Origin of the sequence: Afipia broomeae ATCC 49717, from assembly GCF_000314675.2 — a bacterium.
Classification (GTDB): domain Bacteria; phylum Pseudomonadota; class Alphaproteobacteria; order Rhizobiales; family Xanthobacteraceae; genus Afipia; species Afipia broomeae.
On sequence record NZ_KB375282.1, the window covers coordinates 2,231,305 to 2,243,727 of the forward strand.

12 protein-coding genes and 1 tRNA gene are annotated in these 12,423 nt (G+C 62.3%); 5 read left to right on the forward strand and 8 right to left on the reverse strand.

What is annotated here, in order from left to right; translation table 11 throughout:
* Positions 1-27: 27 nt before the first annotated feature.
* Positions 28-112, reverse strand: a tRNA-Leu gene (locus HMPREF9695_RS10290).
* A 186-nt stretch (positions 113-298) separates the two neighbouring features.
* Between HMPREF9695_RS10290 and HMPREF9695_RS10295 the strand changes: the two genes are divergently transcribed.
* On the forward strand, positions 299-1,627 hold the full coding sequence (locus HMPREF9695_RS10295) for a multicopper oxidase family protein (RefSeq protein ID WP_041712070.1): 1,329 nt from the start codon (positions 299-301) through the stop codon (positions 1,625-1,627).
* A 103-nt stretch (positions 1,628-1,730) separates the two neighbouring features.
* Here the strand turns inward: HMPREF9695_RS10295 and HMPREF9695_RS10300 are convergent, their stop codons facing one another.
* Positions 1,731-3,230, reverse strand: a complete 1,500-nt coding sequence (locus HMPREF9695_RS10300; RefSeq protein ID WP_006020790.1) for a bifunctional ADP-dependent NAD(P)H-hydrate dehydratase/NAD(P)H-hydrate epimerase — start codon at positions 3,228-3,230, stop codon at positions 1,731-1,733.
* 384 nt (positions 3,231-3,614) lie between these two features.
* Between HMPREF9695_RS10300 and HMPREF9695_RS10305 the strand changes: the two genes are divergently transcribed.
* The 3 genes from HMPREF9695_RS10305 (at position 3,615) to HMPREF9695_RS10315 (ending at position 7,665) form a co-directional block, all read left to right on the forward strand.
* Entirely contained in the window at positions 3,615-3,953 is a 339-nt protein-coding gene (locus HMPREF9695_RS10305) for a P-II family nitrogen regulator (protein WP_006020791.1), read from the forward strand.
* A 118-nt stretch (positions 3,954-4,071) separates the two neighbouring features.
* Positions 4,072-5,481: a type I glutamate--ammonia ligase gene (gene glnA / locus HMPREF9695_RS10310; protein ID WP_006020792.1), complete on the forward strand. Its 1,410-nt coding sequence runs from the start codon at positions 4,072-4,074 to the stop codon at positions 5,479-5,481.
* 1,032 nt (positions 5,482-6,513) lie between these two features.
* Positions 6,514-7,665, forward strand: a complete 1,152-nt coding sequence (locus tag HMPREF9695_RS10315) for an AI-2E family transporter (RefSeq protein WP_006020793.1) — start codon at positions 6,514-6,516, stop codon at positions 7,663-7,665.
* 106 nt (positions 7,666-7,771) lie between these two features.
* Here HMPREF9695_RS10315 and HMPREF9695_RS10320 read toward each other — a convergent pair whose 3' ends face one another.
* From HMPREF9695_RS10320 to HMPREF9695_RS10345, 6 genes are all read right to left on the reverse strand, one after another.
* A complete protein-coding gene (locus tag HMPREF9695_RS10320; protein ID WP_006020794.1) occupies positions 7,772-8,068 on the reverse strand; it encodes an antibiotic biosynthesis monooxygenase family protein in 297 nt (98 codons plus the stop codon).
* Positions 8,069-8,179: 111 nt separating this feature from the next.
* Complete coding sequence (locus HMPREF9695_RS10325; RefSeq protein WP_041711643.1) at positions 8,180-8,413, reverse strand: hypothetical protein; 234 nt, start codon at positions 8,411-8,413, stop codon at positions 8,180-8,182.
* Between the two features lie 50 nt (positions 8,414-8,463).
* Positions 8,464-9,723, reverse strand: coding sequence for a GGDEF domain-containing protein (locus HMPREF9695_RS10330; RefSeq protein WP_006020796.1), 1,260 nt, complete (start codon positions 9,721-9,723; stop codon positions 8,464-8,466).
* Between the two features lie 217 nt (positions 9,724-9,940).
* Entirely contained in the window at positions 9,941-10,417 is a 477-nt protein-coding gene (gene rpsI, locus HMPREF9695_RS10335) for a 30S ribosomal protein S9 (RefSeq protein ID WP_006020797.1), read from the reverse strand.
* Positions 10,417-10,881 (reverse strand): 50S ribosomal protein L13, encoded by a 465-nt coding sequence (gene rplM, locus HMPREF9695_RS10340; protein WP_006020798.1) that lies wholly within the window; start codon positions 10,879-10,881, stop codon positions 10,417-10,419. The genes rpsI and rplM overlap by 1 nt, the downstream gene beginning before the upstream one ends.
* 152 nt (positions 10,882-11,033) lie before the next feature.
* Positions 11,034-11,462 carry a PaaI family thioesterase gene (locus HMPREF9695_RS10345; protein ID WP_006020799.1) on the reverse strand — a complete coding sequence of 143 codons (429 nt, stop codon included), beginning with the start codon at positions 11,460-11,462 and terminating at the stop codon, positions 11,034-11,036.
* 112 nt (positions 11,463-11,574) lie between these two features.
* Between HMPREF9695_RS10345 and HMPREF9695_RS10350 the strand changes: the two genes are divergently transcribed.
* Positions 11,575-12,399: an enoyl-CoA hydratase gene (locus HMPREF9695_RS10350; RefSeq protein WP_006020800.1), complete on the forward strand. Its 825-nt coding sequence runs from the start codon at positions 11,575-11,577 to the stop codon at positions 12,397-12,399.
* Positions 12,400-12,423 lie beyond the last annotated feature (24 nt).

Here is a 12,423-nt window from a genome sequence, read left to right on the forward strand (position 1 = left end):
AATTTCGCGCAAACGAAAAATCGCGCCTGGTGCGCTCGGAGGGACTCGAACCCCCACATCTTTCGACACTGGAACCTAAACCCAGCGCGTCTACCAATTCCGCCACGAGCGCGCAGTGGTTGTCTGTCCCGGCACAGCCGCGAGCGGCGGGCTTATAACATGGTGTACCCGCTGCGCGAGCCAAAAAAATGGCTTTCGCAACGCGGCCTTAGGGCGCGCAGGCAGGTCCGCCGCCGCGGCCAAGCGCGCGCTGGACACGGGGTGCGGAAAATGGTCCGCATGGGCCATGAAAACGACCATGACAAATCAGGTTTTTTCGCCTTCCAGACGGGTTTTGCTGGCCGGACTGGGCGGAGCCGCCGTTGCCTCCGCGCTGCGGCTGCCGGCTTTTGCTCAGGGAAAGGCATCGGCGCAGACCGGGGCCGCCGTGGCCCTGCGGGCCCGGCCTGCGGCGGCGATGCTGGGCGCAGGCCTGCCCAAAAGCCAGATCTGGGCGCTGGAGACCGGCGCGTCAGGCCCCCTGCGATTCCCGAAGGGCGACCTCGCCGTTACGCTTTCAAATGAACTCTCCGCTCCTGTCGTGCTGAACTGGCTCGGAATCGACGGCGCGCAGGCGGCATCCCCGCTGACCGGACAAGCCCCCGTCCTGCCGGGCGGGCGGGCCACGTTCACCGTGTCCCTGCGTCAGTCGGGAACGTGTCTGGTCAACGCGCAGCTTGGCGAAACCTCAGGGCTGCCCACGGCCGCCCGCGCTCTGATCGTTGAGGACAATCCGCCGGTCCCAGTGGACCGCGACGACGTCCTGCTGATCGAGGAATGGCGCGTGAAGCCGGACGGCAGCGCTATTCTTCCGGGAACCAGCCCGGACGGCACCACCCCCGCATACACCGTCAACGGACAGCCGAGCCTCGATATCACCGCCAGGGTCAACGAGCGGCTGCGGCTGCGTTTCATCAACGGCGGCGCGCGCTCGCCTATCGGTCTGCGAATCGAAAATCACGATGTGCGCGTGATGGCGGTCGACGGCGCACCCGCCGAACCGTTCGCAGCCCGTGACGGACAACTCGTGCTCGCGCCCGGTTCCCGGATCGATGCGTTCATCGATGCGACCCGCGCACCGGGAACAATCTCAAAGATCATCCTGCATGACGGCACCGGCCCGCGCACGATCGCGCAGATCACGATGTCGAACGACGCGCCGGTCCGCGCCGCGCCGTTGCCGCCAGCAGACGCCTTGCCGTCAGGCAATCTGCCCGCGCGGCTGAATCTTCAAGGCGCGCTGCGCAGCGATCTCTCGCTCGACCCGAAAGCGCAGTGGGTCACACCCGCCGGTTTCTCGGCGGCGACGCCAGCGGCCTATGCCGTCAAGCGCGGACGGACCGTCGTGATGGCCATCAGCAATCCCACCGCGACTCCCATCGCCTTCCGCCTGCACGGTCATCACTTCCGCCTGCTCGACCGTCTCGACGACGGCTGGAAACCGTTCTGGCTCGACACACTGATGCTCGACAAGGGCCAGACCCAGCGCATCGCATTCCTTGCCGAGTATCCGGGCCGCTGGCTGATGGAAGCGACCGCAATCAACTGGGCCGCACCGAAACTCGTCCGCAGTTATGCGGTGGAGTGACCCATCTGATCCAGGCGACTTGAAAACGCTTGCCCCAGACGCGAGCGAGATAGAACCCCCTCTCCCGTGGGGAGAGGTGAAAAGAACTCGCATCACGCTCTGATCAGTAAGCGATGCCGATTTCGTCGTAGAGATTGCGCAGCACCGCCGGCAGCATCTCCGGAAGATCCTCGGCGATCAGGCCCGGACCAAACTCCTGCCCCGCCTCGCCATGCATCCATGCGCCGATACAGGCGGCCTCAAAGGCCGGTACGCCCTGCGCCAGCAAGCCGCCGATGATCCCGGCCAGCACATCGCCCGATCCCGCCGTCGCAAGCCACGGCGGCGCATTCGCGGTGATGGCCGCGCGCCCATCCGGCGCCGCGACAACCGTGTCAGCGCCTTTCAGCAGCACCACAGCGCCCGATCGAACTGCGGCTAGCCGCGCATGTTCAAGCTTCGACCCATGTGGATTATCAGATCGCAAGGCACTGAACAGGCGTCCGAATTCGCCATCATGCGGGGTGAGGATAACCTGTGGATCGTTTTGTTTTTTGATCGCGGCAAACAGCGTTTCGGGGGCACCGGCGAAACTCGTCAGCGCATCGGCATCAAGCACCACGCCGCGATGCGCGGACAGCGCCGCATGCACGATCTCGCGCGTGCGCTCACCGACACCCGCCCCCGGCCCGATCACACAGGCCTTGAGCCGTTTATCGGCAAGCAGCTCACCGAACTGCTTCGGCGTCTCGGTCTCGCGCACCATCACCGACGTCAGCGCGGCGGCATTGACCGCGAGCGCATCGCGCGGCGACGCCACCGTGACCAGCCCTGCACCGGCGCGCAGCGCGGCCCGCGCCGCAAGACGCGCCGCGCCTGTCGAGACAACATCGCCGGAGACGACCACCGCGTGGCCGCGCGCATACTTGTGGCCGTCGGCCTGCGGAAACGGAAACCCATCGGCCCACAGGTCCGGAACGTTCTCGAATGTCTTTGGTGCGATCCTGTCGAGCACGTCGGCGTCGATGCCGATGTCGGCCACATCGACTTCGCCGCAGTGAACGCGCCCCGGCAGCAGCAGATGACCCGGCTTGCGGCGGAAAAACGTGACGGTGGCGGACGCCTCCACCGCGATGCCCATCACTTCGCCGGTGTCGCCATTGATGCCGCTCGGCAGATCGACGCTCAGGATCGGAACGCCGCTGGCGTTCATCGCCGCGATCATCGCATGGGGGTCGCCCTTCACCGGACGATTGAGACCCGCGCCGAACAGCGCATCGATAATGAGGTTGGGTTTGCCGATCGCCTGCGGATCGCACGGCAGGACAGCGCCGTTCCACTCTTCGGCGGCGAACGCAGCGTCGCCCCTCAGGGAGGCGCGGTCGCACAGCAGAATGACCGAGACGTCCCGCCCGCGCGCCGCCAGTTCGGCTGCCGCAATGAAACCGTCGCCGCCGTTGTTGCCACGGCCCGCGACGACGAGAATCCGCCCCCGCTCCGCCATCGCCTCGGCCGCCAGCGCGACCGCCTGTCCGGCGCTTCGCATCAGGGCAAATCCGCTGGTGCCGCCCGCCATCGCGGCCTGGTCCGCGCTTGCCATCTCGGCGACTGTCAGGAGCTCCATTTGCTGTTCGCCTGTTCGGTTCGCCTCATCCAGAGGCACTCTGATAGGAGAGAGGTGGAAAGTGTCAGTCTAATTTTTATGCAATTGCCTAATTCATAGCCTTCCACTCTTGCGGCATTAGCCGCACAAACAGGCACAGCACCCACTAACTGAATGATCTTGTTGCCCAATTCCACGTCTTAATAAATTGGCACAGACCCTGCTTTTAAGGGGAGGCTTTCGGATTGTCTCGCTCACCGGCAGAAGCCAGGCGGGCCAGCTATCGTTTTCCGGGTTGTTCACCTTCCCGCGGCCACGATGTGACGACGAACCGACGTGACGAGCGCGTCCATCGCGCGATATGGAAGTACAGACAGGCCAGTAGAAGTGCCGGGGAGACGTTCAGTGAAAAAGATCGAGGCCATCATCAAGCCCTTCAAACTCGACGAGGTGAAAGAGGCCCTTCAGGAAGTTGGAATTCAGGGCATTACCGTCACCGAAGCCAAGGGCTTCGGCCGCCAGAAGGGTCATGCCGAACTTTACCGCGGCGCCGAATATATCGTGGACTTCCTGCCCAAGGTGAAGATTGAGATTGTGATCGGCGACGATCTTGTCGAGAAAGCCATAGACGCCATCAGGCGCGCCGCGCAGACTGGCCGTATCGGCGACGGTAAGATATTCGTATCCAACGTTGAGGAAGCCATCCGCATCAGAACGGGAGAGTCCGGCCTCGACGCCATTTGAAGCTGACCAGCCTCATCCGCCCTCACCTCGCCGGCAGCCTCCTGCTGGCCGAGGTTCCCGCCGTATCCAGACCATTCCACGACGAACGCCAAAGCCAAAGCAGACATAAGGGGTATTCATGAAGACCGCCAAAGACGTCCTCAAGTCGATCAAGGACAACGACGTAAAATACGTCGACCTGCGTTTCACCGATCCGCGCGGCAAGTGGCAGCACGTAACCTTCGACGTCTCGATGATCGACGAGGACATCTTCGCCGAAGGCACGATGTTCGACGGCTCCTCGATCGCCGGCTGGAAGGCCATCAACGAGTCCGACATGACCCTGATGCCCGATCCGGCGACCGCGACGATCGATCCGTTCTTCGCGGAGACCACCATGGTCATCGTCTGCGACATTCTCGAGCCGTCGACCGGCGAGCCCTACAACCGCGACCCGCGCGGCATCGCCAAGAAGGCGGAAGCCCAGGTCAAGGCGCTCGGCGTCGGCGACACCGTGTTCGTCGGCCCGGAAGCCGAGTTCTTCGTGTTCGACGACGTGCGCTTCCAGACCACGCCCTACAACACCGGCTTCAAGCTGGACTCCTCCGAGCTGCCGATCAACTCGGACACCGAGTACGAGGGCGGCAACCTCGGCCACCGCATCCGCACCAAGGCCGGCTACTTCCCCGTCCCGCCGCAGGACTCGGTGCAGGACATGCGCTCGGAAATGCTCGGCTCGATGGCCAAGATGGGCGTCAAGGTCGAGAAGCATCATCACGAAGTCGCTTCCGCCCAGCACGAACTCGGCATGAAGTTCGACACGCTGACCCACATGGCCGACCAGATGCAGATCTACAAGTACTGCATCCATCAGGTCGCGCACATCTACGGCAAGACCGCCACCTTCATGCCGAAGCCGGTTTACGGCGACAACGGCTCGGGCATGCACGTGCACCAGTCGATCTGGAAGGACGGCAAGCCCACCTTCGCCGGCAACAAGTACGCCGACCTCTCCGAGACCTGCCTCCACTACATCGGCGGCATCATCAAGCACGCCAAGGCCATCAACGCCTTCACCAATCCGTCGACCAACTCCTACAAGCGTCTGGTCCCGGGCTATGAAGCGCCGGTGCTGCTCGCCTACTCGGCGCGCAACCGTTCGGCCTCCTGCCGCATCCCCTACACGACCTCGCCGAAGGCGAAGCGCGTCGAGGTGCGTTTCCCCGATCCGATGGCGAACCCCTACCTCGCCTTCGCGGCGATGCTGATGGCCGGCCTCGACGGCATCAAGAACAAGATCGATCCGGGCCCGGCGATGGACAAGGATCTGTACGATCTGCCGAAGGAAGAACTGAAGACCATTCCGACGGTGTGCGGTTCGCTCCGCGAGGCGCTCGAGAACCTCGACAAGGACCGTGCGTTCCTCAAGGCCGGCGGTGTGTTCGACGACGACTTCATCGACAGCTTCATCGAACTGAAGATGACCGAAGTCGCGCGGTTTGAGATGACCCCGCATCCGGTCGAATTCGAAATGTACTACTCGCAGTAAGCTGAACTCAGCTTATGCAAACGGAAAGGCGCTCCTAACGGGGCGCCTTTTTTGTTTGAGACCAGATACGGTTCGATGCAATCACATCCGATGTCGTCCCCGCGCAGGCGGGGACCCATAACCACCGAAAGTTATGGTGGCGACGAGAAGATCGCTCCGGCATTTCCCTCAAATCGATAATTCAGGGAGTATGGGTCCCCGCCTGCGCGGGGACGACGCGGAGAAAATTGCGCGGGAGACCTAAACGCTCACGCTCGTCATTGCGAGCGCAGCGAAGCAATCCATCTTCACGTGTCGCCGCGAAAGACTGGATTGCTTCGTCGCGTCGCTCCTCGCAATGACGGCACATTCTGAATCGTCATCCAGAGGTGAGAGCATTTGCGAGCCTCGAAGGATGACTGCGCGATCCGCAGTTTGCCACGCATCCTTCGAGGCTCGCCGCAAACGCGGCTCGCACCTCAGGATGACGCGACGCTTGACATGCCCCGATCTAGGAATATAGTCCGTATCGTCCTGGTCGTGAGGGGCGCTTCTCGAGGGCGCTTTTGAAGCGGAGCAGGATGCGGCGTCTGCGCGCACGGTTCGCACCCGTTGCGTCCGGAAGGCCGGGGTTGACCGTCCGGGCCAACTACGTGGCTCTGCCGTTCGCCGGCTGGACGCGGTGCTGGATGAAGGCAGGCGAAAGCCTGCCGGATCAGGGGTTGAGTTTCTCCCCCGTCCTCACCCGGAAGTACGGTCCCCGGCTCACAAATCGCCGCGAATGGAGCGCCGTGAGGCGATGCGCTTTCGGAAGATCATCGCCTCGCACGCGATGCCGGAAGCGAAACAAAGACAAGGTGCGCCTCGCGGCGCTCCATGCCCCTCGTATTGAGGGCGCGAACGAGGCAGGCCTCGTGCGCTTTGAGGGGGAACGAAAAGCTCATCTCGCGCGATGCGCGGGAACGATGGCGCTTGGCTGTCACGCCATCTTCTCTTGATCCGGCCCGGCCTTTCAGGAAAGACTGAACCCGCAATAACGGAAGAGGAAAGCACGTGTCAGCCCCAATCGAGCCCCGAGTGCAGACCCGCAGTGACCTTGCGTGGTCGATCGCAGTGGGGGGTATCGGCGTCGTCGCCTTCACGGCCTTCCTGCTGTTCGCCTGGTATTATGCGGCCACGCTGTTTCTGGTGTTCGCGGGCATCCTGCTCGGCGTCGCCCTGACCGCCATGACGCATCTCCTGCAGAAGGTCATGGGTGGACCCCATGCGCTGCGCCTCGCGCTGGTCTGTGTCGTGCTGGCGGGCTTCCTGTCCGGTGTCGTCTTTCTCGGCGGCGCGACCATCGCACGGCAGGCTACCGTCCTGAGCAACACCCTCAAGTCGCAGCTCGTGACCGTGAAGACGTTCCTTGAACAGCACGGCGTCGACACCAGCTATCTCGAACTCGGCAGCGTGACAGCAACGCCGGCGAGCACCACCGACACGCCTGCGGCAACAGCTCCGGCCCCCTCGCCCGGCCTGCCGAAAGGCCTGCCCAGCGCCGGCGCCCTCGCCTCCGGCGGCGGCGCCATCGTCAGCCAGACCCTCAAGCTGCTGCTCGGCACCGTCAGCGCCGTGGGCAACTTCTTCATTGTGCTTTTTTTGGGATTGTCATTCGCGGCACAGCCGGGCGTGTACCGCAAAGGCCTGCTGGCGCTGGCGCCAAAGAAGCATCGCCAGAGCGTCACCACCGTGGTCGATCGCATCAGCGACACGCTGGAGCGCTGGCTGATTGCGCAGATGATCACCATGGCCGCCGTGTTCCTGGTGACATGGATTGGCCTGACGATCATCGGGATCGACAGTTCCTTCATCCTCGGCATTCAGGCCGGACTGCTGGCGTTCATCCCGACGGTCGGCGCACTGATCGGCGGGCTGATCATCGTGCTGGCGAGTCTTGCCTCGGGATGGGTCGCCGCCGCCAGCGCCTTCGTGCTGTTCCTCGGTGTGCATGCGCTGGAAAGCTACATTCTGACACCGATCATCCAGCGTCAGGCGCTCGACATCCCGCCGGCAACGCTGTTCGCGTTCCAGATCCTGCTCGGCGTGGTGTTCGGGCTGTGGGGACTGGCGCTGGCGCTGCCGCTGATGGCGATCGTGAAGGTGATCATCACCTATTTGCGCGAAGACGACGAGGTGCGCGAACCGGAATTCAAGATGGCCTAATAATGCTATCTTCGTCATTGCGAGGAGCGTAAGCGACGAAGCAATCCAGTTCTTGTCGCTCAAGTATGGATTGCTTCGCTTCGCTCGCAATGACGATCCGAAATTATCAGAAGCTCGCCACCGTGTTGGTGTGCTCGACCTCCGGCGGCGACGCGAAATGCGGGCCGACCAGCGCGCGCCACTCCTGAAAGTTTGAAGACTCGCGGAAGTCGACCGTGTGGTTTTCGAGGGTTTCCCACTTGATATGCAGCCGGTAGCGCGACGGCTTTTCGATCGAGCGGTGCAGTTCAAAACTCTTCCAGCCCTTGCAGCGTTTGAAAATCGATTCCGCCTTGGCGACCGCCGCCTCGAAGTCCTTCTCGCTGCCCGGCTTGACTTCGATCTGTGCGATTTCGGTAATCATGGTTGTCCGCCCTTTCTGGTTATAAGGGGGCAATAGCGCAAAAAGGCCAACCGGAAAAGACAAAGGGCGCCGTGAGCGCCCTGTTGAAACCATACTGCTGCGCTAACAGCCTCACATGAAGGTCACGAGCGCTCCCAGCAGCGCCAGCGCGCAGCCTCCCAGAATCACCGGCTGCCAGTCGAACACCGATCGATAGCGCCCCTCGGCCCGGCGCGCGGTGATCAGGGCATTCTCATATTCATCGGATGTCGAAAACATGCAGGCAAAGCCGGCCCGCGCGGAGGCAACGGTCGCTTCGAGTGCGTTGATGTCGGCTTGTGAATCGTGGCTGCGTACAATGGTCATGCCGCATGGTACGGCGCGCATGGTAAACAGACGGTTAGCGCCGCAGTTCGTCAGGCGTGAGCTTCCGCCGGCGCGCTGATCATCTCCGGTTTGTCCGGCTGCGGTGCGCCGCTGCGGATCTGATTGCGGCGAGCGTTCTCGAGCGACAGCGGTTGCTCGACCGCGGCCTCGACGCGATTACGCCCGGTGCGCTTGGCCTGATAGAGCGCGGTGTCAGCGGAGGCCATCAACACTTCTAGCTCGGTATTGGCCGGGCCACCTGCGACACCGATGCTGACCGTGGTTTCCAGCGGCGCGTCATCGATGGCCACACCGGACGCCTCAAACGCTTCGCGCACGCGCTCCGCGGCGAGCAGCGCTTCATCGATCGAACACGGCAACAGCGCGGCGAACTCCTCGCCACCTACACGGCCGACGAGATCGCTCATGCGGAGCGAAGCAACGACGATATTGGAAAAGACCTTGAGGACTTCGTCGCCCGCGGCATGGCCGAAGCGATCGTTGACCGACTTGAAATGGTCGATGTCGAAAATCATCACGGTCACAGGGCGGCCTGCCTTGGCTTCCCGCTCGATCATGCGCGATGTTGCCTCACCAAAGCCGCGCCGGTTCAGGAGACCTGTCAGCGGATCGATGGAGGCTGCGGTCTTGTGTGCGCTGACCGTCCGCTCCGACACCAGCATGACGATGATGAACACCGTACCGACCGCATAGATCACGAGCTCGGCAGCAAAGGCCGCGACCCAGACCTGCGCCATGATCTTTGTGTCGGCGGACCGGTACAGGTCGCCAAGAAGAACCGGCAGCATCAGGACAACGCCGTGCAGCAGCGGCACGAAGATCGCGGGCCAGCGCGCGCGCAGGCTCTTGCGCCGCTCGCGCCACAACTCGCCGGCGGTCAGCGCGGCATAGATTGCAACAACGCCGGCGCCGAGCAGCATCCGGGTTTCGGGATCGATGGGATCGAGCACCACGACTGCCGCGACCCAGAGCGCAGGCCCCGCGATCACGCCGATCCAGTTAGCCGGGCGGCCATGAAAGGCTCGGGCCGCATCCCATACGAGGCCACAGGCGACAAAGCCAACTGCGTTTACAGCGAGCGACAGTTCCCAGCCCAGATCATTCCCGCCGACCGTCCACAGCGCAACCGATGCCGCACCGAGGATATAGGCCGCGCCCCACCAGCCAAGGGCCGCGATCTTTTCCTGACGCCAGAAGAACAGCAGCATCGCGCCGAGCAATGCAGCCGCCAGCGTCGCGACGAGATACAGCGTCGAAATGTCCAAAGACAAATGTGTGCCAGCCGGCATGTTCTATGCAGCGCTTTTTAACAACAGATGGAGCTGGAATAGCCCCTCAGCCATCGTTGAGGCTAGCAACCGTGTCTTGGCACTCCGTTTGCGGCGGTCACAAAATTTTCGGGAAAAATCGCTGCAATTCGGCGGCATCTGGAACAGAAAAAGGCGCCCGAAGGCGCCTTTTGAATCTTGTAGATTCCGCGGATTGCGGAAAATTTGAACGAAACGATTAGCGCTTCGAGAACTGGAAGGACCGGCGGGCTTTCGCCTTGCCGTACTTCTTACGTTCAACGACACGCGAGTCGCGGGTCAGGAAGCCGCCCTTCTTGAGGACGGTGCGCAGATCCGGCTCGAAGTGAGTGAGAGCCTTCGAAATGCCGTGACGCACAGCGCCAGCCTGGCCCGACAGACCACCACCGGCGACGGTGCAGACTACATCGTACTGGCCCTGACGGGCAGCGGCGACGATCGGCTGCTGGATCATCATGCGCAGCACCGGACGAGCAAAGTAAACCTCGACCTCACGGGTGTTGACGACGATCTTGCCGTTGCCTGGCTTGATCCAGACGCGCGCAACGGCGTCCTTGCGCTTGCCGGTCGCATAAGCGCGGCCCTGCTTGTCGACCTTCTTCTCGTACTTCGGAGCTTCTGGCGCTGCGGTCTTCAGCGCCGAGAGCTGATCGAGGGACTGCATGGTATCGGACATTATGCGGCCCTCATGTTCTTGCGATTCATCGATGCGATATCCACGACCTCAGGCTGCTGTGCTTCGTGGGGATGTTCTGCGCCGGCATAAACGCGGAGGTTGCCGAGTTGCACACGGCCGAGCGGACCGCGCGGGATCATGCGCTCAATGGCCTTCTCGACGACGCGCTCAGGGAAGCGACCTTCGAGGATCGACTTCGCGGTACGCTCTTTGATGCCGCCGATGAAACCGGTGTGGTTGTAGTAAACCTTGTTGTCACGCTTGCGCCCGGTGAGGACGACGTGAGCCGCGTTGATGATGATGACGTTGTCACCGCAATCGACGTGGGGGGTGTAAGTCGGGAGGTGTTTGCCGCGCAGGCGCATGGCAACCAAAGTCGCGAGGCGACCGACGACCAGACCCTTGGCGTCGATCAGCACCCACTTCTTGTTGACCTCGGCTGGCTTTGCCGAAAACGTCTTCATGTGAGTTGTCCGTGAAATGGAACGTCCGGCGCAATCGCCGGACTGGACGCGGTTCTAGATAACCCGCCCTCAACCGTCAATGCCATTTGAGCAGAAATAACTCAGTAAAAACAGTGAATTATAAATATGGTGCTATATTACCCCTGAAATCACTAAATATTCGGAATGGAGTAGGTCGAGGTGACATGAGCGATCGGATCGGGCGAAGTCCCTGATAACAGGCTCACTTCTCCGACGGCGAGGCGCTTTCCGAGCTTCATCAGCTTCGCGGCAGCCAGCACATCCTGGCCGGGCTGACCTTTCCGCAAGAAATTGATGTTGAGGCTGGTCGTAACGGCGAGGCCAACGGGACCGATGGCGGACAGCAGCACCACGTACATTGCAAAGTCAGCCAGCGCCATCAGCGTCGGACCGGAGACCGTGCCGCCGGGGCGCAGCATCCGCTCGCTGTAGGGCTGCCGCAGCAGGCTCGTTGCACCATCGGCGCTCTCGATCAGGATTTCGCCGCTGGCGAAGGCCTGCGGAAACTCCCTGTGGAGAAACGCCTCGAGTTCTGCCACCGTCATTTTCGCCTTGCTCATGGAACGTATGTCCTGCCCTGCTCTCGTATGTGACGGTTTTGTATCTTAGGGTGAGCACGATAGCGAGCCTGACGGAACCCAAAAGCGAACCTCGGATCTGAGCCTAAAGACTATGACCGCGCAAACATCACGTGCTCCATTGCAGGCCCCCTCGCCCCTTCTGCGCGAACAGATCGGCGGCATCGCCGTGCTCACGCTCGATTCACCCAAAACACGCAACGCGTTGTCGGAAGGGATGATCGCCGCTCTCCACGAAGCGATCGATTCCATCCGCGACGACAAAAGCGTCCGCGCGGTCGTCATTGCCGCGCAGGGTCCTGCGTATTCGTCCGGTCACGATCTCAAGGAACTCACCGCCCGCCGCAGCGACGCGGACAAGGGCAAGGCCTACTTTTCGCATATGATGAAATCATGCAGCGACATGATGCAGGCCATCGTTCGTCTGCCCAAGCCTGTCGTCGCCGCTGTACAGGGCGTTGCGACAGCGGCGGGTTGCCAACTGGTGGCCACCTGCGATCTGGCGGTCGCGTCCGAGCAGGCCACGTTTGGCACGCCCGGAATCGATATCGGCCTGTTCTGTTCGACCCCGATGGTCGCCCTGTCCCGCAATGTGCCGCGCAAACACGCCATGCACATGCTGCTCACCGGCGAGCACGTCTCCGCACAGCGTGCGTATGAGCTTGGGCTGGTGAACAGCGTGGTCCCGGCTGGAACGGAACGCGATGCCGCAATCGATCTCGCGAACAGGATCGCTGTGAAATCCGCCTATACACTGAAAGTGGGCAAGGAAGCGTTTTACCGGCAAGCCGAGATGAACCTCGCGGACGCGTATACATATGCAGCGCAGGTAATGGCCGAAAATATGATGGCGCGCGACGCGCAGGAAGGCATCGGCGCATTCATCGAAAAGCGCGCCCCCAAGTGGGAAGACCGCTGATCCATATTGCTCATCATTGCGAGC